A 20,527-nucleotide genomic window follows, 5' to 3' on the forward strand; every position below is an offset into this window, starting at 1 on the left:
ATAGCTTTCTAGAATCGAGGATAAATGAAAGTAGTAAATTAAGCTAGACTTGGCTGTTTTTGCTCTACTTTTATAGTCGTTAACTTAAAACTACCGCAGAGATGTTCATCTTTGCGGTAGCCTTCATGCAAGTTAATGGATATGCTGTTGGGAGTGTTAAAATTGGAAAAATGAAACTTAAGTCAGATTTTTTCCAGACATACGATCGCATTATAATCAGGAACTCCTTCAAGCGATCGCTTACTTCTATCTAGTAGGACATTCCCTTCTGGCCAATGGACTTGCAAGTTACCTGACTGAATTGGCGCAATATAGACTTGACAGAACAACTCGCCTAAATCATTCTTAAGAATGACGCGATCGCTATCTTTTAAATCCAACTGGGCCGCATCAGCAGCATTCATTAGCACCGCCTCACGCATTGCCCCAGTAATTGAATCTTTGCGTTCCTGCACCATACTATTAAATTGTTTGCCTCGGCGCGTTGCTAATAAGAAATAACCTTCTGGTAATTCTCTTTGGCGTGGCAATAATACCCCAAAGTGTGCCTTCCCATCTGGTGTAGGAAAATTCCAACCAAAGCACAAATGTGACCCGCCATACTGAAACTGATCGCCAGCTTGCTGTAAATGTTGAATACCCGCATATAGTGGGACAACTTGAGCAATTTCTTGACGGATAGCAGCTGTGTCAGCAAAAGTCAGCTTATCTGCCAAATCTGGTTGCACGCGCCTTGCCAATTCTAAAAACACTTCCCACTCTGGACGCGTTTCCCCAATGCGCGGCCCCGGAATTTCTGGACTGAAAATTACCCGGCGTTCGGTGTTAGTTTCTGTTACTCCCCCTGGTATTTCATAGCGAGTCGTCGCAGGTAAAAGCACTACAGTATCAGCAGGTTCCACTAACATTTGGCTGGAGAGAACAATATCCATATGTACCCGCAACGGTATTTTTTTGAGCGCCGCTTCCACATAATCTGGTTCTGGCAGCACTTCTAGGAAATTCCCGCCCACAGAAAACAATACATCTAATTGCCCTTGATGGGCAGCGTTAATCATTTCTGGAGCAATTAAACCTTTACTTGTTGGCACTTCAAAGCCCCAATGTTGACTCAATTGGGCAGCATTTTCTAGGGTGATAGTTTTACCACCAGGAAAGACTGTGGCGTAACATCCCATCTCTGCACCACCCTGTACCCCAGAGTGACCGCGAATTGGCATTAAACCGCAGCCTTCCCGACCGACAAAACCTTTCGTGAGAGCTAAGTTGATAATACTTCGCACGTTATCTTCGCCGCATTCATGCTGGGTAATCCCCATACTCCAAACAAATACGGCTTTATTCGCTTCTTTGACCATTTTAGCAAAGGCGTACATTTCCTCGCGGGATGTACCAGAAAGCCGCTCTAATTCTTCCCAAGATTGGCTTTCTAACGATGTTTTGAGTTCGGCAAAGCCATCTGTGTACAAATCAATAAATGACTCGTCTACCCAGTTGTTAGCAATTATATGTTTAATTGTGCCATTTAAAAATGCTATATCCCCGCCCATATTGATTAAGAAGAAGTCTTCGGCAAACTTTGTACCGAAAACGGCACTTTCCACAATTGAGGGCACCCAGTAGCGCTCCATTCCTGGCTCACGGTAAGTGTTAATGACTACAATTTTTGTGCCAGCTTTCTTGGCGTTATGGAGATATTTGACGGTAACAGGCTGATTATTGGCAACGTTGGAGCCAATGAAGACTAATAAATCAGTACCAATCCAGTCTTTATAAGAACAGGTGGTAGCCCCTGCACCCAGAGCAGCTTTTAGTCCCGCTGTGCTGGGAGAATGACAAATCCGGGCAGCGTTATCAACATTATTGCTTCCCATTGCCCGCACAGCTTTTTGGGTGGTATAATAAGTTTCGTTGACAGTACCGCGACTGGTAATATAGAAACTGAGACGGTCTGGTGTAGTAGCGCGGATGCGATCGCTAATTACCCCTAAAGCTTCATCCCAGCTAACACGGTGAAAGCCTTTTTCTCCTCGTTGACGAATCATTGGGTAAGGAAGCCGTCCCAAGTCTCGTAATTGGGCACTTTTTTGCTTTTGCAATTGCGAGACATCCGCCACTTGCACAGGGTCAAAAGCTGGCATAGTATTCATCCGCAACAGCCGCAACCGGACATTGCAGAGATGGATGCCATCTAAAGTCCAATCTTTCATCCCGGTTGTTCCGAGAGCGCAACCATCGCAAACACCTTTATCGAGAATATTCCACGCATAGGGTAGTTTGTCACGAGACAACCAGATTGCCCGAAAAACTTCCCAATAGTTGTTGGGGTACTGTTCGCCAATCCCGAAAGGCTTCCAACTTGCCCAGTGCTGGGGTGTCCAATATTTCTTGGGTTTCGGCAACATGACGCAAAGAGAGTGAGTGAGGAAAGTGACTCTTCTAGGCTACCGTTTTAAGTAGCATTTAAGTAGCATGACTTTAAAAATCTGGGCACTCGCCGGCAAGAAAGAAGACCACACACTCACCGTGCTGGCTCCTTTGCATCCAAAATGTGAGTTGTATTAAAATCTCTTGACAAAGAACGATTATTTTCTATAATATACACTGCACACGTGTGCAGTAGTTTATAAGTTCAGATAAAAAATGATTAAACGAAGAATTTCAATTGAAGATATTGCTCGGAGAGCAGGCGTTTCTCATTCTACAGTTTCACGCGCTTTGCGAGATAACGCTCTAATTAGCCCTAAGGTGCGAGAGGAAATTAAGCAACTGGCGCAGGAGATGAACTATGTGCCGAATGCTATTGCTCAAAGCTTGCAAAATAAACGCACTAATACCATTGGTGTAGTAGTAACTTCAATCGCAGATCCCTTTTTCGCGGAGGTAGTAGAGGGAATCGAGAAGATAGCCAGACCAGCAGGCTTGAGTGTTTTGTTAAGTGCTTCACACCGAGATTTTGAGCAGGAAATAGCAGCTATTGATAGTTTTCATCGCCGCCGAGTGGATGGGATATTAGTAGCCGACTCACGAATTAGTAAACAGCATACCAAACAATTAACACAAATTGCTGTGCCAACAGTTCTGATTAATAGCCAGACGGAAGACCAATCTGAAATATTTCACTCAGTGGCAATAGACGATCGCTTAGGTGCTAGATTAGCCACAGAGCATCTAATAAGTCTTGGACATACCGCCATTGGTTATCTGGGTGTAAGCGATCGCAGCAGGTCGAACCAGCAGCGCCTGGAAGGATATCAAATGGCTCTTGCTGAAGCTGGTCTACCACAAAATACTGATTGGGTTGCAATTAGTGATGAATATGATCAAAGAACATGCGATGTTACTACTGGACAACAGATGCTATCTAAACTATTGACTGCTGAGGTCACAGGCATCTTTTGTTATAACGATATGGTGGCGGTTGGCGCTCTGTTAACCTGCCAAGAACTAGGTATTTTAGTACCACGAAATTTAAGCCTGGTCGGATTTGATGGTATTGCTCTGGGCCGTTACGTTATGCCGGCACTCACAACAGTTAGTCAGCCAATGTTAGAAATTGGTGGCATAGCCATGCAAATGTTACTCGATTTATTAGAAGAAAAAACTGTGGAAAACCGCGTTTTATCTCCTTTTCTAGTACAGCGTGGTAGTAGTGCAGCATTGATAAAGTAATCTTAAACCGTGTTTATCTTGAAAACTGTAGTTTTTTTGGAATCAGAGGAAAGCCATCTTCAAGCCACAACAGAAAATATCTTCTCCTGAAAAACTCTAGGTTTCAAAATGGACGGGGTTTAATTTGAAAAAATTGGCAACTCTTACTCTCTGTGTCTGGGCATGAAGCATATTCATATTTTCACTCAGCAACACTAAAAATTTTAACCAAACAAAAATTATGTTAACCAAAAAACTAAGTTTATCTCCCGATCGCTGCTTTTCTCCAGAACCAGTTCAAAGACGACTAGCCCATCAATTTTTTGACAGTATATCTGCGTTACCTCTGGTCTGCCCACACGGCCACGTAGATCCAGCCTTATTAGCGAATCCCGCAGCCCGTTTTGGTTCACCGACCGAATTACTGATTATCCCTGACCACTACCTTTTGCGGATGCTTTATAGTCGGGGCGTGCCTCTGCAAGCTTTGGGCATACCTACTAGTGATGCACCAGCAGAAACAGACCATCGGAAAATCTGGCAATTGTTCGCCGAACATTTTTATCTATTCCAGGGTACTCCGTCCGGGTTGTGGCTCAAAGAGGAACTAACTAACGTCTTTGGTGTAGATGAACCTTTAAACTCTCGCAATGCCGGACATATCTATGATTACCTGGAAGGTTTGTTAGCTTTGCCTGAGTTTTCCCCTCGTGCTTTATTCAAACGCTTTAACATCGAAGTGCTTTGTACTACCGATGCAGCCAGTGATTCCCTGGAGAATCAGCGATCGCTCCACGAAGAAGGTTTTACTCAAATCAGACCAACGTTTCGACCAGATGCAGTAGTTAACCTGGATGCTCCTGGTTGGCGTGATCATCTTACCAAATTGGAAAGCACTGTAGGTAGAGAAATTAGCACTTACACTACTTTTGTGCAAGCTTTAGAAGAACGTCGAGCTTTCTTTAAAAAAATGGGCGCAACAGCTACCGATCAAAGTGCAGCTACACCTTATACTACACGCCTTTCTGACCAGGAAGCAGAAGCTATCTTTGCTAGAGCATTAACCGGCAAGCTGAATCCAGGTGATGTAGAACATTTTACCGGTCATATGTTCATGGAAATGGCGCGGATGAGTGTGGAAGATGGTTTGGTGATGCAAATGCATTGTGGTGTTATGCGTAACCATAATCTGGCTGTGTTTGAGAGATTTGGAGCTGATAAAGGTGCTGATATTCCGTTGAAAATAGAATGGACTCAAAATCTACGCCCGTTGTTGTCAGTCTACGGTAATGACAAGCGCTTTTGCTTAATTCTTTTTGGCATGGATGAAAGCACTTACAGTCGAGAATTGGCTCCGCTAGCCGGTCATTATCCCACTATATTGCTCGGGCCGCCTTGGTGGTTTCACGACAGCGTAAATGGCATGGAGCGCTACTTCAATCAGGTAATGGAAACTGCCGGAATTTATAATACTGCTGGGTTTAATGATGATACCCGCGCTTTCGTTTCTATTCCGGCTCGTCATAATGTTTGGCGGCGAGTCGCTTGTAACTGGTTAGCCGGATTAGTAACACGGGGATTAGTTGAAGAAGAAGAAGGCTACGACATGGCCCGCGCTTTAGCTTACGACCTGGCTAAGGTTGCTTACAAATTGGATTAATACTAATTCTCCAAAATTAAGCTATTAGGGCTAGAGTGTGTTTTCAAAGTCTTAGATCCCTCAATCCCCCTTTTAAAGCTACAGTCTACACACAAGTCTTTTTATCTGCAATGGCATTGTATCGACTGACAGTAGCATTGTATTGACTAACAATGGCATTGTCTTGACTGACAATAACATTGTATTGACTAACAATGGCATTTTTCTGGTTCCCATGCTTTGTATGAGAATGAGAAAAGCCTCATCAAGGTAGTACAAATCTAAAAAGTTAGGAGACTAAACGAGTAGTTTGAAAACACGCTCTAGTTCTAGCTACAGAGAAAACTTAGAAATCCAGATTAAATATTGACTTTTTTAATTACGAATAGGAATAAGCAGGAAAATCATTTATGCCAGACTGGATTTTAAATAAACTTTTTAGCCTAAAAGAGCAGGTAGTAATAGTCACAGGCGGCTCTGGTGTACTTGGTGGGGCTATGGCAAAGGGTTTGGCCCTTGCTGGAGCGCGAGTAGCCGTTCTGGGTCGCAATGAAGCACGAGCCGGTGCGGTAGTGGCAGAGATTACAGCTAATGGTGGAGAAAGTATGGCTGTGCTAGCAGATGTTAGCGATCGCTCCCAATTAGAAATAGCTAGGGATGTTATTATACAGCATTGGGGTCAGATAGACATCCTGGTAAACATGGCTGGTGGTAATATTCCTGCTGCCACAATTACTGCTGATGCGACTATTTTTGAGATGCCACACGCAGCCTTTGAGGAAGTAGTTAGCCTTAACCTAGTCGGTACTCTACTCCCCAGCCAGGTTTTTGGTCAAGCAATGGTCGAAAAAAATCAGCCCCACGGTTGTATTGTGAATATTTCTTCTATGTCTGCCATTCGGGTGATCAGCCGCGTGGTTGGCTACTCAGCCGCTAAAGCGGGGATAGATAACTTTACTCGCTGGTTAGCGGTAGAACTCGCTCAAAAGTATGGAGATGGAATGCGAGTAAATGCGATCGCACCAGGTTTTTTTATTGGGGAACAAAATCGAGATTTACTCCTAAATGCAGATGGCAGTTTGACTATCCGCGGACAAAAAATCATCGAGCATACCCCAGCCGGACGTTTCGGAAAACCGGACGAATTACTCAGCACCTTGATTTGGTTATGCAGTTCTGGTTCTAGTTTTGTCAACGGGGTAGTTGTACCAGTAGACGGTGGGTTTAGTATCTACAGTGGAGTTTAATCATGTATTCACTGGCTGTAACTAACGGAACGCTTTCAGATCAGCAGGTTTCCGAACTGGTTCATGAAGCTTTGGGAAACCCTAAGTTAGATAGACAGCGTATCCTAGTATTAATTCCAGATGGCACCCGCACTGCTCCCATCCCTGAAATGTTTCGATTGCTTCATCAGGAGTTGGGTAAAAGGGTAGCGGCTCTAGATTTTTTGATTGCTCTGGGTACACATAATCCCATGAGTGAGGAACAAATCAATCACTTGGTGGGGATAACACCAAAGGAGCGAGAGACAACTTTTAAAAAAGTTAGCATTTTTAACCACCTTTGGAATCAGCCAGATACCTTTATTTCTTGTGGAGTAATTTTGGCAGATGAGATAGCAGAAATTAGCGGTGGAATGCTGGATCAGGCAGTTGAAGTCCGTGTTAACAAGCTGGTAACAGAATATGATTTGATAATGATTTGTGGCCCAGTCTTTCCCCACGAAGTTGTCGGTTTCTCTGGTGGAAATAAATACTTTTTTCCCGGTATTGGTGGTCAGGACGTAATAGACATATCACACTGGCTAGGTGCTTTAATCACCTGCTATGAAATCATTGGTACACCGGGAATAACACCAGTTCGGCGCTTGATTAACCGAGCCGCTAACCTAATTTCTACCCCGAAACTTTGTTTGGCGATGGTGGTTGCACCCAAAACGAATCAGCTAGCTGGACTTTATATAGATAAACCAGAGTCAGCCTGGGAAGCTGCTGCAAAATTATCGGCCAAACTGCATATTAAATATGTAGATCAGCCTTTTAAACAAGTGCTTTCAGTCATGCCCCAAATGTATGATGACATTTGGACAGCAGCTAAAGGCATGTACAAGCTAGAGCCAGTAGTGGCTGACGGAGGCGAAGTAATTATATATGCCCCACACATTACCGAGTTTAGCTATACACATGGCGAAATCCTAGCCCAAATTGGCTATCATGTGCGGGATTACTTTCTCAAACAGTGGGATAAATTCCAAGCGTATCCTGGTGGAGTGCTGGCTCATAGTACTCACTTAAAAGGTATGGGTACGTTTGATCCCATAGAAGGGGAACAAGCGCGGATTCGTGTCACTTTAGCTACTGGTATTTCTGCTGAACGCTGTGCTGCTCATAACTTGAACTACCGTGATCCGGCTACCATTCGACCCACAGAATGGTCTAACCGTGAGGATGAAAGGATTTTGCTTGTGCCGAAGGCTGGCGAGATCCTATACCGTCTAATATCAAGTCCAGATAATTAGAACTACTTAATTTAATGCCTGTTTGCCGTGTTAAATATAGGCATGATTATTTTGTTTAGCTTGTTTAAAGGGCTTGATAAGATTGATGGGGATCTTGAAGATTATCAGGACGGCTAAATTGAAGCCTACCCTCATCAATCAAAGATTTGAGATAATTATCTAGTAGATACTTTTGTTTACGGTCGAGGATGTCTGCCAGTTTTTTGGAGGATAGGCTTCTCCAGTGGCAAAGTTCTACATACTCAGCAATGAGATGTTCCAAGAATCATATTTTGTGACAGCGATCACCCTATATACAGACTTTATTTATATGCATCCTTTCAATCTAGATGTTTTCATGCAGACACCAGTTGTTGGCTAGTACTCAACGCTTAACCATTAACTGTCCGCTTCCCGACTATCCATTGCAGCCTACCCTCTGGGGACACCGTCGAGATCGACGATTAAATCGAGAACAGCAGAGGCGTTGAGTTTACCTGCCATAGTATCGGCTAGCAATTCTGGAATGTAAGCACGGGCGGGTGCAGCCCCGCCTCGCAATGTGATGTTACTCATAAATAAACGGCTTAGATTGAAATTCTGTCCGCTGCCGTGCGGCACGCCAACATACACGATCACTCCACCAGGACGCGCAATACCAATCGCTGTTGCCATTGCTGACTTACTGCCAACACACTCAAGTACTGACTCTGCACCGCCTTGGGTCATCTCTTTCACAGATGCGATCGCGTCCTCACCTCGACTGCTGACCACATCCGTTGCACCAAACCCTCGGGCAATCTCTAGCCGCGATTCGTGTCATCCCAGAATAATGATGCGTTCAGCGCCGAGTCGTTTGCCGGCAAGCACTCCACATAAACTTGTTTGTCAGTTACAAGTCTGAGGTTGGAAGCTTGGCACTCGAAATGGGGTTGCTGGAATCTTCTCAGGGATAACGCTAGACTGTACTCATGATTATTTCTTGCCACTCAGCGATCAATCATTTGCTCCATCTTTTCGGGGTATCTCGCCCCTTGCACGGTAATCTTAGAGGCAGCGTAATCGATATCACGAAGGTCATCAGGCGTGAGTTCGACTGAGACTGCTCCAATGTTTTCCTCCAAGCGGTGCGGCTTCGTGGTGCCTGGGATTGGCACAATCCAAGGCTTCTGAGCCAGCAGCCAGGCAAGCGCGATTTGAGCCGGAGTCGCCTGCTTCTGTTCAGCAATCTTGCCAAGTAGATCAACCAAAACCTGATTCGCTTTCCGAGCTTCCGACGAAAAGCGCGGGATGGTGTTGCGGAAGTCGGAACTATCGAACGTCGTGGTTTCGTTGATCTTGCCCGTGAGGAATCCTTTACCTAAAGGGCTAAACGGAACAAATCCGATTCCGAGTTCTTCGATCGTCGGTAATATCTCCGCTTCAGGCTCCCTCCACCACAGCGAGTATTCGCTTTGGAGTGCCGTCACCGGCTGAACTGCATGGGCGCGACGAATCGTTTGCACGCCGGCTTCAGAGAGTCCAAAGTGCTTCACCTTGCCTGACCCAATCAATTCCTTCACCGCTCCCGCCACGTCTTCAATCGGCACGTTTGGGTCAACTCGATGCTGATAGAGCAGATCGATCGCCTCGACTTTGAGCCGTTTGAGCGAACCTTCCACCGCTTGCTTGATATGTTCGGGTCGGCTATCCAACTCACTCCATCTCGATTCGCCGTTAGAAGCAGGTCTGAACCCGAACTTAGTGGCGATCGCTACTTGGTTACGGAAGGGAGCGAGAGCTTCGCCCACAAGTTCTTCATTGGTGAATGGACCGTAAACTTCTGCGGTATCGAAAAACGTAATGCCGCGATCAACGGCTGACCGAATCAATGAAATCATCTCCTCCTTATCGGCAGGCGGACCATAGGAAAAGCTCATTCCCATGCAGCCCAGCCCGATCGCTGAAACTTCTAAATTGCTGTTTCCAAGTTTTCTTTTCTGCATTTGCTTTTCTTCCTAAATTATTCTAGAGACCTGATTTAAAGCGATTGCTTGATGTCCTCCGTCCTGGAAGTCCCGTTGTCCGATGATGTCGTCGGGTAATCGTTGGTGGCTTTAGCATCCGCACGACGACAACTCCAGCGCTCAATACAACCAGCGTGCTGACGAGGAACACCGCGCTCAAGCTGCCCCCGTTCGCGACCAATCCTAATGCAGGGCTGGCAAGTCCCAGCGACAGGTCGAGAAAAGCGGTGTAGGCTCCCATCGCAAGTCCACGACTTTCCGCCGGGGCACGACGCAGTGCTTCTACGCCTAAACCAGGGTAAACGAGCGAGTAGCCAAGACCAGTGAGGGTTGCCCCACACAACGCCAATGTAGCCCCAGGCGCGAGCCAGATCAGCGCTTGACCGATCGCTTCGATTAGGATGCAGACCAATGCGACCTTAGCACCACCAATCTTGTCCGGCAAGTGACCGAAGGCAACGCGCCCGACGATGAAGGCGATGCTTAGAAGAGTAAAGGCGAGCCAGGCTTGTCCCCACCCATGTTGTGCAAACAGCAGCATAATGAACGTTGTGATCGCGCCGAAGCCAACGCCACTGAGCGCCAAACCGAGACCCGGCACCCAAACAGCACCCATTACTCTGGTGAATGCAGGGCGGGTCTGGGGCATCGATGGAACAGCTTGGCACGGCGCGACGAGCAGCAGGGTGACGAGCGGGATTAGGGTGGTGGTAATCGCGATCGCCACAAAACCGTATTGGGCGTATAGGGTAGTGCCAACCGGAGCGCCGACCGCAAACGCGGCATAGAGGGCTGTTCCAACCCATGCCATGACTTTGCCTGTGTTCTGCGAACCCAAGAGCACAAGTCCCCAACTCAGCGCTCCTGTGATGATGAAGCTCTCCGCCACACCAAGCAGCGCCCGACCCATCAGTAGAATTGTGACCGAAGTTTCAGGCTTGCCAACGAAGTAAACCGATAGCAGGTAGAACAGCCCGGATGCAACTGCAATCAGCAGTCCAGCAACAACGGCGCGTTTGGCTCCTCGGCTGTCGGCGTAGTAGCCTGCCCACATCCGCGAAAGCAGCGATGCCATAAATTGGCTACCAGCAACAAGACCGACTACAAAGGTGCTGAGTCCTAGTCCTTGGTGGACGTGAAGTGGGAGTACCGGCAGCGCCAGACCAATGACGAGGTATGCAATGAAGACCACTCCGATAATCGGTAGCAGTACTGCCACGGTGGGAGGAGTCGTAGATGTCCGAGAAGCTTTATTGAACATAGAACTGGGCACGTTAAGGGCTTTCGTATAGCTTGGAGCCTTTATTGAGACCTATTTATTGCTTAAAACCTTATTCAATACTTCAGCAGCATTATCGGCTTCAGGCTTGCCGACTTTAGACTTGAGAACGGATACGAGACTGTTCATCTGTGCCTTGGTCAGTCCAGTATTCATGCCGATTCTAAAATGTGCTTGTAGTTGGGAGTTGACACCTTTCATGCTCGAAAGAGCTGCAATGGTCGCAATCTCCCTACTTTGAAAGTCCAGGTTGTCGCGCCCGAAGATGTCTGCGAACAGGTGACTTTTCAAAAACTGATCAATGGCGGGAGCAAACGTATAAACTTCTCCAGAAACCGGACCTCCTGCTAGGCGCGTCTGAATTTCTGTTCCGAGCTCGATCCGACTTTTATCGGTCGGAAGTGGGCTTGCTTCCCTACCCGCGTTGTCCTTGATTCCCTTTGCCTCCCTTGCTTTCAGAACGCTCATGAAGGCGTTGAGGGCGTTTAGACTGCGCGGGAATCCCGCATAAGCATACAGTTGAACCAAAACCTCCTTGATCTCATTTACCGTCAAGCCAGCATCAAGCCCTTCATTTAGGGCAGCAGACAGATGTTCCATATCGCCGTTGGCGGTAAAGGCGGCGATGGTGACGATGCTTTGTTGTGGTGCGTTTAAAGTTTGATCGTTGTTCATTGTTTGTGCATCCGACATACATGAAAGGTTAAATATTATTACAGACACCAGTGCCAAGAACACGATGAGCTTTTTCATCAAAACTACCTCCTTAACGGCGCTGCGTTCTACCAGGCATAGGCTTTGGGTGCCTCGCCGCCGGGTCCGGGCCAAATCTCGTCGAGCCGTCGAAGCGTCTCGTCCGAGAGGGATATCTCCAAAGCCCGCAAGCTCTCGGTCAGTTGCTCCACGGTGCGTGGTCCGATGATCGGAGCCGTGACGGCAGGATTGTGCAACAGCCAGGCCAGTGCGACATCGGCGGGTCGCTCACCGAGCTTTTCACAGAGCGCCTCGTAGTCCTCGATCTGTGAGCGATGCTGCTCGATCTGCTGCTGTACCTTCGGCTCGGCCCGACGACCTTCGCTCACCTTCCGCAGAACGCCTCCCAGCAGCCCATTGCCGCGCGGACTCCATGGAACGAGACCGATGCCGTAGTACCGAAGCGCTGGGATGACCTCTAGCTCAACGGTGCGGGCGGTGAGGTTGTAGAGGCTCTGCTCCGACACCAACCCCAAGAAGAAATTGCGCGACGCGGCAATATTCTGTGCAGTGGCGATGTCCCACCCGGCGAAGTTGCTGCTGCCGATGTAGATCACCTTGCCTTGCTGTACCAGGAGTTCCATTGCCTGCCAAATCTCCTCCCAGGGCGTGAGCCGATCAACGTGGTGCATCTGGTAAAGGTCGATGTGATCGGTCTGCAACCGACGCAGGCTGTCTTCGCAGGCCTTTCGGATGTGGTACGCCGAAAGGTGGCGATCGTTCGGGCCGTTACCCATCGGCTGGTACACCTTGGTAGCCAGGACGCTCCGCTCGCGCCGACCGCCCTGGGACAGCCACCGCCCGATGATCTCCTCGGAGATGCCGTAGCCCTTCTCCATATTTGGGGACTGGGGGCCCCCGTACACATCTGCGGTGTCCATGTAGTTGATGCCGACCTCTAGAGCCTCGTCCAGGATCTTGAAGCTGGTGGTCTCATCCGTCAGCTCGCCGAAGTTCATGGTGCCCAGACCGAGTCGGCTGACCTGTAGTCCGGTGCGGCCGAGATGCTTGTACTGCATTCTGTTTCTCCTCTTCTCTTAATTTTGTTGTCAGCAGGCGAGTCTCTCACCCTGCCAAAGCTGGCTCCTTGCCTATCACTCGTGAAGCGGCATTGCCTGGGTTGCCGTTACTACACCGTTTGACCGCCATCGACGACCAGGGCGTGCCCGACGACGAAGGAGGACGCATCCGAACATAGCCAGATGACGGCATTGGCGATCTCTTCGGGCTGTCCCATCCTTCCAATCGGCTCCTCTGAGACTACCTTTTGGCGGCCTTCGGGAGTGCCGCCGGTGAAGCGAGCCATCATCGACGTGTCGATATAGCCAGGACACACGGCGTTGATGCGGATGTTCTGCGAGGCGTAGTCGAGGGCCGCCGCTTTGGTGAGGCCGATCACGCCATGTTTCTCGGCGGTGTAGGCGAGGTTGCCTTTGATACCAATGATCCCAGCGCCCGAAGAGGTGTTCACGATCGCGCCGCCACCTTGCTTGAGCATCAGCGAGATTTCGTGCTTCAGGCATAGAAAGACACCGCGCAGGTCGGTGTTGACGATGCGATCCCATTCCGCCTCGTCCAGTTCCGCAGCCGGAGCCTTCTTCTGTTCAACACCGGCATTGTTAAAAGCAAAGTCCAGCCGCCCGAAAGTTTCGATGGTCTTGGAAAGAGCCGCCGTCACGTCCTCGGTTCGCGTCACATCGCACTTGACGGCAAGCACTCGTCCGCCGAGGTCTTCGATCATGCGCGCCGTTTCTTGATTGCCCTGTTCTGAAACGTCGGCAACCACCACATTAGCGCCTTCACGTGCAAACGCCAGCGCCGTAGCTCGACCGATGCCGTTCGCTGCTCCGGTTACAAACGCAACCTTTCCTGTGTAGTTTCCATTCTCGTTCGTTGTCATTTTTTACTCCTTGGGTTGCTTATTCGGGAAGTTTTTATCAGGATTTCCACGATCTATTGCCGGGTAATGGAGCCAAGGACGTGCATCTCGACTCCCAAAAATTTCGGTTACGGAGATCACTTGCGGTATTGCTCATCACTGACCTGTTCCATCCAATCCACATTCTTGCCGTCAAGCTGTTCCTGAAGGGCAATGTGCGTCATGGCTGTGGTGGCTGTAGCTCCGTGCCAGTGTTTCACTCCTGGCGGAATGTGAACTACATCACCGGGTCTGATTTCCTGAATGGGTCTGCCCCATTGCTGGACATATCCAGATCCAGCCGTCACAATCAGGGTTTGCCCCAAAGGATGAGTATGCCATGCGGTCCGCGCACCAGGCTCGAACGTAACACTACCGCCAGCCATGCGTGATGGATCGCGTGCTGAGAACAAGGGGTCGATGCGGACGGAACCTGTAAAGTTTTCGGCTGGTCCTTTAGTGGAAGGCTGCGAACCATTTCGCCTAACCTCTACTGTTTGTGCGCGACCGCCAGATGGTACTTGGGTCTGACCCGCCTGAGCGTGTACCAAAGTAAGCAGGGAAAATGACATGACAGTCGTCGCGAGTAGTTTCATTTCCTTCCTCCGTGTTTGTATTTAGTGATGTAAAGCCTCCCCACCGCAGGCTTGGGTCGCCGTGGACTTGATAATGGCGCTTCTCGTGCGATCGGTGCTTAACGAAGCGTCAGTTTTAGATAGTCGCCGTATCAATTACGTACCTGTAACGTGCTTCTTTATTGACGACTTTTCTCCAGGCTTCGTTGACTTCATTAGCTCTTATCACCTGAATAGCCGGATAAATTTGATTTTTCGCACAATAATCGATAAGTTCCTGGGTTTCAGGGATGCCTCCGACAAGTGAAGTATTGTAGTTCACTCGATTCCTGTTGAATGCAAAATTGTTGATGGTGACTTCACCCTTAGCGGGCATACCCACTTGGGTGTAACTGCCGTCTAGCATTATCCCTATACTGAGGGCAGTAGATTGCAGGATAAACGTCTTTTCATTGAAACCGAATTAGATTTGGTACAAAATAAAGCACTGGAACGAGAAGAAAACAGCCTAAGGACAGATAGACATTCACAAATACTAAGAAAATTGATAGCACGTAGATGACGATCGCAGGAATGCTGTTTCTTGGTCCCAGAACTTTTGCGGATTCATGATCAACGGTGAAAAGCCCTCTATAGCTTGCGTAGCCTCTTAATCCATATATAGCCAATGTACTTATAAGGGAATTTACACCATACAAAAGAATCGGAAATTGATCAGTTGGATGATCGCCAACAAAAGCAGTTGGAAATGGAAGAAAACAAATCGATAACAAGAAAAGGTTGTTCAACCAGACCAGTCCGAGCGGCACACTGCGTAAATGGCGGAAAAAATAATGATGATTCACCCAATAAATGGAAACCATCACAAAAGATAGCACGAAACTGACAAATTTCGGAATCAGCGGTGCCATTGCAGCGGCATACTGACCCAAGCTGGAATGATCTGCAATCTCTGGGACGCGCAATTCTAGAACAAGCAGGGTCATTACGATCGCAAAAACACCGTCGCTGAAACTTTCAACTCTATCCTTTGACATGAGTGATGAGTTATTTGGATTTCCCCTCATATTGTTCATCGCTGACCTGTTCCATCCAGTTCACGGGCTTGCAGCAGTCGTTTGTCTCGTGTGGGTAGTTTGCTACGGTGACCAAAATGCAGATCAGTTAGTAATGTTCCCACGTAACCGACCAATGTTCGTCTGTCCGAGACGATCTGATGATCAGGTGTCCGTCAGAAAACTGATACATGCGCGGAAGATCCTTCCCCATCAGTGCCCGCACGTTCGCTCCTTCCACGTGATGCGTGACCGTATGCGCCGCTTCATTCACGTCGTAGCGACCGAAGGAACCCTCATACCCGCCCTGAGCATACGCTACAGGATTGTTGGATGAAGCGGACTCCGGTTTTGCATACATGACCTGCACTGACATATGTCCATCAGGCGTGTAGATCAGCGAACCCTTCGCATCCGTAATGCGCTTTAGTTTCCCGTCCGCTCCTGGTTCGTCCAGCCAGAGCAAATGCCACGCTCCGACTAACGTCTCCCTAGCAGAACCAGGGCTTGCGTTTTTCCTTTCTGTGGATTGCGCCCACGAAGGTCCACTGAGCGCCACAACAACTGCCAACGTCCCACAAAATAGTGCTTTCATACACGATTCCTTTTGTTACAACTGAAATGGCATAACCCCGACTCCCAAGCACGCTTCGTTCTTAGACGTATCTTCAAAATGTTTTGCGCGAGCTGGCTGCCGTTCACCGGCCAGTTAGCTGTTCATGAAATTCCGGATACCGAGCGCCTTCTACCTTGATGTTTGAGGAGGCACTTTCAATGGCGCAAAGATCGTCCGGCGTAAGTTCAATGTCCACCGCGCCGAGGTTTTCTTCAAGGCGATGCAGCTTCGTTGTGCCAGGAATCGGAACGATCCACGGCTTCTTTGCCAGCAGCCACGCGATCGCGACCTGAGCAGGGGTCGCTCTCTTTTGTTCCGCAAATTCAGTGAGCAGATCAACCAACGCCTGATTTGCTTTACGATTCTCTGGATTAAAGCGGGGGACGGTGCTGCGGAAATCCGTATTATCGAACTTCGTATCTGCGTCGATCTTGCCTGTGAGAAAGCCCTTCCCCAGCGGGCTAAAGGGAACAAAGCCGATGCCCAATTCCTCCAGGGTCGGCAGCACTTCGGCTTCAGGGTTTCTCCACCAGAGCGAGTATTCGCTCTGAAGTGCAGTCACTGGCTGAACTGCATGGGCGCGACGGACGGTCTGCGCCCCGGCTTCCGAAAGACCGAAGTGCTTCACCTTACCTTCTTGGATGAGGTCACTCACCGCTCCCGCTACGTCTTCAATCGGCACGTTCGGATCGACACGATGTTGGTAAAACAGATCGATAGCCTCGACCTTGAGTCGCTTGAGCGATGCCTCAGCGACCTGCTTGATGCGATCGGGCCGACTGTTTAAGACAGTCCACCTGTTCCCGTCGTTAGGTCGAGGTGCCCAACCGAACTTAGTAGCGATCGCCACTTGCCCGCAGAACGGAGCGAGGGCTTCACCCACAAGCTCTTCGTTCAAGAAGGGACCGTAAACCTCAGCGGTGTCGAAGAAGGTGACACCTCGTTCGACGGCAGCACGGAGAAGGGAGATCATCTCCTGCTTGTCTTTGGGCGGCCCGTAGGACCAGCTCATGCCCATGCAGCCCAGCCCGATCGCCGAGACTTCCAGATTGCTGTTTCCAAGTTTGCGCTTTTGCATTTTTTGAACTCCTCTCTTTAAGTTAAAGGTCGGAACTGTCTTACTTCACGGTTAGCTCTGGTATTGTTCATCGCTAACCTGTTCCATCCAGTCCACGAACTTGCCATCAAGATGTTCCTGAATGGCGATGTGCGTCATCGCCGTGGTTGGTGTAGCACCGTGCCAATGCTTCTCACCCGGTGCAAACCAGATCGTGTCCCCCGGTCGAATTTGCTCGATCGCACCGCCCCAGAGCTGTACAAGACCGCAGCCTGCCGTCACGATCAGGGTTTGTCCCAACGGGTGGGTATGCCATGCGGTTCGAGCGCCCGGCTCAAACGTGACACTGGCTCCAGATGTGCGGGCTGGATTGGGTGCCTCGAACAGGGGGTCAATGCGAACCGTGCCGATAAAATACTCAGCCGATCCTTTGGCGGAAGGCTGTGAGCCACTTTGTTTGATGTCCATTTTCTGAATTCCTTTACTTAATGTCATGTCAGTTGCTAGTCCGATCGGAGAAATTGAGCACTTATCACCTGCTCTATGTAGTAGGGATGGAAATTTTTTAGGAAGCAAGGTTAGCCTTGATATCTTTTGGGTCGTCAATCGGCGAATCTCTTGCCCCATCAAACCTGAATTGTCTCTTGGATAAAAATCCAGATGCTTACAAGAAGCCGGAATCGTTTTTCATTGCTTTAGTTTCATTGTAGGAATTCTAGAGAGCAAGCAATAAAACGATCGTCTAAGATAGTTGTACAATCCTGCAAACTTACACCTGTTTCGATTCAAGTCGCGATAGATTCTGTATAGGCTTGGCACTGCCAATCCTTTTCTGGAGCTTGATGTGTCCAAAAATCTGTTTGAACTGGTATTAGAAATGAACGCTGCAAAAACAAGTGAAACGTCCGACAGGAATTTACTGAACGACCCGCAGGCAAAGCGCGAGGCAGACCGAGCGCAAGCCAATCGAGACGAACTAACTGAGCGGATTGCCCAGGCGATTCGTCAGGATGGGACGATCGATCTGCTGAAAGGATTACACCTCAAACGCTCCTCTTCGCCTATGGAATTCTGTCATGGGGTCTCTATTCCTGCCTTTTGTGTGATTGCTCAGGGCAGCAAAGAAGTCCTGCTGGGCGACGATCGCTATCAGTACGACCCGATGCATTATCTGCTGGCGACGGTGGAACTGCCGATTGTGAGTCAAATTCTGGAAGCGTCCAAACAGAAGCCGTACCTGAGCGTTCGCCTCGATCTCGACCCCGTCCTCGTTGGTTCAGTCATGGTTGAAACGGGCTATCCCTCTGCACAAAGAAGTGCCAGTGTCAAAGCGATCGACGTGAGTCCACTAGATGCGCCGCTGCTCGATGCCGTTGTCCGGCTCGTTCGGCTGTTGGACACGCCCGCCGAAGCGCGGGTTCTGATGCCGCTGGTCGCACGGGAAATCATTTACCGACTCTTGATTGGAGAGCAAGGCGCGCGGCTTCGTCATATTGCCGTTCTGGGTGGCTACACTCACCACATCGCTCTTGCCGTCGAGCGACTTCGTAAAGACTTTAAGGAGCCACTTCGGATTGAAAGTATCGCCCGAGAGATGGGAATGAGTGTTTCAGGTTTCCACCATCACTTCAAGTCTGTCACTGCAATGAGTCCTTTGCAATTCCAGAAGCAACTGCGGCTCCAGGAGGCTCGCCGTCTGATGTTAGGGCAAAACCTTGACGCTGCTAGCGCTGCCTACCGTGTGGGTTATGACGATGCTTCGCACTTCAACCGAGAGTACAAGCGGCTGTTTGGTACACCACCGATACGCGATGTGGTGCGGCTGCGAGAAGCTGCTAGAGAGACTGCTAGCAGTCTGCCAAGGTAACTTTGCTAGGTTAAATTCGGATATAAACGCTGCATTTTTCGGCGATCATCTTTGGTTTGAAAACCCCAATAGACACTGGCTTTTTGTTTATTACGTTGTTTCTCCCAAGCGGCAATCTCACAAGTTAATGTTTCTGTATTAGAAATACGCCGTTCTGAGCATTGGCGAGATAAAACAGATAATTCAATTTCTACTTGATTCAGCTCTTCGGGTTCGCCAGTTGCTTCAAGTCGGGGAACCCTCCCAACGCACTGGCTCACCAAAAAGCGTGTTTAAGAGTATAGTGAAACTCTAATTTTTGAATAATTCGATCTAAAAAAATTTTTGGGCAACCCGCACAGTCACTGCCTCCATTTCACAGCACCTACAAAAAATAGCGATGCCTGCGGCGGTAAACTACGCAGCTACTCCTTGACTGCTTAATGGCATAAATGCCTGTAATAATTACGGAGCATAGCTTAGAGCTTTTCTTAATGCCATTCGACCATAGACTCATTGCAATTACAAGACTTACTACCAATTGTGCTGGTAGCGATCGCCTTCGTTCCTCTCTGGCTGTTCTCTCGCTATCGTTAAATATTGGGTAATTTTTTCTTGAAATTCTACTCTTTTTATTGGGTCTGTTCAACTATTATTGGTTGGGGCACGCGGCATTGATGATGCTGGTAGAGAATAAATCCTCTCAATGTCACGCCATAATGTCCCTGATATTCTTCAGGCAGTTTCCCAACAATGGTTTTTCCATCATCTGTGACATATTCGGCTAACAAAAAACGGATATTATGCTTCTTGAGTAGCAAATCTTGTAGATCATATTCACGATCCCCGTTAAACTTTGATCCGAATGGCAATTCAACAGGTTCAATTACCCTTTCTTCATCTGCTACAAAGCTGGTTTTTTTACTCCTTTTTTCTGAACCAGCCCGTTTTTTTGCTGATACAGGCGGTTCTTCTCTTTGATTTAGGGTACTTGGTCGGATTTTTGGTTGACCCTTGAGCTTTTTGGCAACTAATAGTTGCTCATCCAGGTTTTCCACATGAAGCTCTAGTTGACAGACTTTTGAAGAGAGCTTATCTATGATCTTCTGTTGTTCTGCAATGATATTCAGCAACCACTCCACCAATGGTGTGCGCTCTGAAGAAGAAATATCTTTGTAATCGGGAGGGTTGCTTATATCAATGTTAAACCAGATTTTTGCTCTCAAAGCAACCCCACTTCATTCGGCATTCATCCCGTCGCCTTCCTGAAATACCTTTATTAGCTTTACCAGTGCTTATTGAGAAGTTACGATTATTAGTACGTTTATTTTTCAAGCTGAAGGCGGAGTATATTTCCATATTTGACTTTTATGAAAGTTATAATTTTACTTCTTTTAAAACTGGTGCGATCGCCATACTCAGGAAGGGGGCGTTTCAAAAATTATATTCTGTGACAGCGATCGCCCTATATACAGACTTTATTGACGTGAAAGTATGAAATCATGCTTCCAATCTAAACGTTTCCGTGCAGACACCCATTGTCAATTGCAGAAATTTCTTAGGTCTTTGTACTCATGTGCCAGTTAGACAAGAACTTTATTGTTCACTTCAGAACTTTATTGTTTGCGTACA

Annotated in this window: 21 protein-coding genes and 1 pseudogene; 6 read left to right on the top strand and 16 right to left on the bottom strand. The window is 48.2% G+C overall.

The window, feature by feature from the left end; genetic code table 11:
- Window positions 1–182 precede the first annotated feature (182 nt).
- A complete protein-coding gene (locus V7K49_RS07010; protein ID WP_335204997.1) occupies window positions 183–2,405 on the bottom strand; it encodes an FdhF/YdeP family oxidoreductase in 2,223 nt (740 codons plus the stop codon).
- A gap of 238 nt (window positions 2,406–2,643) precedes the next feature.
- Here V7K49_RS07010 and V7K49_RS07015 point away from each other — a divergent pair, with 238 nt between their 5' ends.
- From V7K49_RS07015 to V7K49_RS07030, 4 genes are all read left to right on the top strand, one after another.
- Window positions 2,644–3,672 carry a LacI family DNA-binding transcriptional regulator gene (locus V7K49_RS07015; protein ID WP_335204998.1) on the top strand — a complete coding sequence of 343 codons (1,029 nt, stop codon included), beginning with the start codon at window positions 2,644–2,646 and terminating at the stop codon, window positions 3,670–3,672.
- Between the two features lie 220 nt (window positions 3,673–3,892).
- The gene (gene uxaC, locus V7K49_RS07020) at window positions 3,893–5,311 is read left to right on the top strand and encodes a glucuronate isomerase (RefSeq protein WP_335204999.1); all 1,419 of its coding nucleotides are present in this window, start codon (window positions 3,893–3,895) and stop codon (window positions 5,309–5,311) included.
- A gap of 389 nt (window positions 5,312–5,700) precedes the next feature.
- On the top strand, window positions 5,701–6,537 hold the full coding sequence (locus V7K49_RS07025) for an SDR family oxidoreductase (protein ID WP_335205000.1): 837 nt from the start codon (window positions 5,701–5,703) through the stop codon (window positions 6,535–6,537).
- Window positions 6,538–6,539: 2 nt separating this feature from the next.
- Window positions 6,540–7,811, top strand: a complete 1,272-nt coding sequence (locus V7K49_RS07030; RefSeq protein WP_335205001.1) for a lactate racemase domain-containing protein — start codon at window positions 6,540–6,542, stop codon at window positions 7,809–7,811.
- 64 nt (window positions 7,812–7,875) lie between these two features.
- Here V7K49_RS07030 and V7K49_RS07035 read toward each other — a convergent pair whose 3' ends face one another.
- The 13 genes and pseudogenes from V7K49_RS07035 to V7K49_RS07095 form a co-directional block, all read right to left on the bottom strand.
- The gene (locus V7K49_RS07035; RefSeq protein ID WP_334869091.1) at window positions 7,876–8,073 is read right to left on the bottom strand and encodes a hypothetical protein; all 198 of its coding nucleotides are present in this window, start codon (window positions 8,071–8,073) and stop codon (window positions 7,876–7,878) included.
- Window positions 8,074–8,222: 149 nt separating this feature from the next.
- Window positions 8,223–8,594 (bottom strand): annotated as a pseudogene (locus tag V7K49_RS07040) (zinc-binding dehydrogenase); the annotation flags it as partial.
- A gap of 185 nt (window positions 8,595–8,779) precedes the next feature.
- On the bottom strand, window positions 8,780–9,775 hold the full coding sequence (locus tag V7K49_RS07045; RefSeq protein WP_335205002.1) for an aldo/keto reductase: 996 nt from the start codon (window positions 9,773–9,775) through the stop codon (window positions 8,780–8,782).
- A 22-nt stretch (window positions 9,776–9,797) separates the two neighbouring features.
- Entirely contained in the window at window positions 9,798–11,057 is a 1,260-nt protein-coding gene (locus V7K49_RS07050; protein WP_334869084.1) for an arabinose transporter, read from the bottom strand.
- 51 nt (window positions 11,058–11,108) lie between these two features.
- Window positions 11,109–11,828, bottom strand: coding sequence for a carboxymuconolactone decarboxylase family protein (locus tag V7K49_RS07055; RefSeq protein ID WP_334869083.1), 720 nt, complete (start codon window positions 11,826–11,828; stop codon window positions 11,109–11,111).
- Window positions 11,829–11,857: 29 nt separating this feature from the next.
- Window positions 11,858–12,847 carry an aldo/keto reductase gene (locus V7K49_RS07060; RefSeq protein ID WP_335205003.1) on the bottom strand — a complete coding sequence of 330 codons (990 nt, stop codon included), beginning with the start codon at window positions 12,845–12,847 and terminating at the stop codon, window positions 11,858–11,860.
- Window positions 12,848–12,957: 110 nt separating this feature from the next.
- Window positions 12,958–13,728, bottom strand: a complete 771-nt coding sequence (locus V7K49_RS07065; protein ID WP_335205004.1) for an SDR family oxidoreductase — start codon at window positions 13,726–13,728, stop codon at window positions 12,958–12,960.
- Between the two features lie 116 nt (window positions 13,729–13,844).
- On the bottom strand, window positions 13,845–14,342 hold the full coding sequence (locus tag V7K49_RS07070) for a (R)-mandelonitrile lyase (protein ID WP_335205005.1): 498 nt from the start codon (window positions 14,340–14,342) through the stop codon (window positions 13,845–13,847).
- 115 nt (window positions 14,343–14,457) lie between these two features.
- Entirely contained in the window at window positions 14,458–14,727 is a 270-nt protein-coding gene (locus V7K49_RS07075; RefSeq protein WP_335205006.1) for a hypothetical protein, read from the bottom strand.
- A 43-nt stretch (window positions 14,728–14,770) separates the two neighbouring features.
- Window positions 14,771–15,397: a TMEM175 family protein gene (locus V7K49_RS07080; protein ID WP_335205007.1), complete on the bottom strand. Its 627-nt coding sequence runs from the start codon at window positions 15,395–15,397 to the stop codon at window positions 14,771–14,773.
- A gap of 88 nt (window positions 15,398–15,485) precedes the next feature.
- The gene (locus tag V7K49_RS07085; RefSeq protein ID WP_335205008.1) at window positions 15,486–15,971 is read right to left on the bottom strand and encodes a lipocalin-like domain-containing protein; all 486 of its coding nucleotides are present in this window, start codon (window positions 15,969–15,971) and stop codon (window positions 15,486–15,488) included.
- 103 nt (window positions 15,972–16,074) lie between these two features.
- A complete protein-coding gene (locus tag V7K49_RS07090; protein WP_335205009.1) occupies window positions 16,075–17,070 on the bottom strand; it encodes an aldo/keto reductase in 996 nt (331 codons plus the stop codon).
- A gap of 51 nt (window positions 17,071–17,121) precedes the next feature.
- Window positions 17,122–17,517: a (R)-mandelonitrile lyase gene (locus V7K49_RS07095; RefSeq protein WP_335205010.1), complete on the bottom strand. Its 396-nt coding sequence runs from the start codon at window positions 17,515–17,517 to the stop codon at window positions 17,122–17,124.
- A gap of 409 nt (window positions 17,518–17,926) precedes the next feature.
- Between V7K49_RS07095 and V7K49_RS07100 the strand changes: the two genes are divergently transcribed.
- Window positions 17,927–18,916: an AraC family transcriptional regulator gene (locus V7K49_RS07100; protein WP_335205124.1), complete on the top strand. Its 990-nt coding sequence runs from the start codon at window positions 17,927–17,929 to the stop codon at window positions 18,914–18,916.
- 5 nt (window positions 18,917–18,921) lie between these two features.
- Here the strand turns inward: V7K49_RS07100 and V7K49_RS07105 are convergent, their stop codons facing one another.
- Entirely contained in the window at window positions 18,922–19,176 is a 255-nt protein-coding gene (locus V7K49_RS07105) for a hypothetical protein (RefSeq protein WP_334865188.1), read from the bottom strand.
- A 351-nt stretch (window positions 19,177–19,527) separates the two neighbouring features.
- Window positions 19,528–20,121 (bottom strand): hypothetical protein, encoded by a 594-nt coding sequence (locus V7K49_RS07110; RefSeq protein WP_335205011.1) that lies wholly within the window; start codon window positions 20,119–20,121, stop codon window positions 19,528–19,530.
- Here V7K49_RS07110 and V7K49_RS07115 point away from each other — a divergent pair.
- Window positions 20,112–20,393 carry a hypothetical protein gene (locus tag V7K49_RS07115; RefSeq protein ID WP_335205012.1) on the top strand — a complete coding sequence of 94 codons (282 nt, stop codon included), beginning with the start codon at window positions 20,112–20,114 and terminating at the stop codon, window positions 20,391–20,393. The two genes, V7K49_RS07110 and V7K49_RS07115, sit on opposite strands and share 10 nt — an antisense overlap.
- Window positions 20,394–20,527: the final 134 nt, after the last annotated feature.

Source organism: Nostoc sp., assembly GCF_036919675.1.
In the GTDB taxonomy this organism is placed as follows: Bacteria; Cyanobacteriota; Cyanobacteriia; order Cyanobacteriales; family Nostocaceae; genus Nostoc.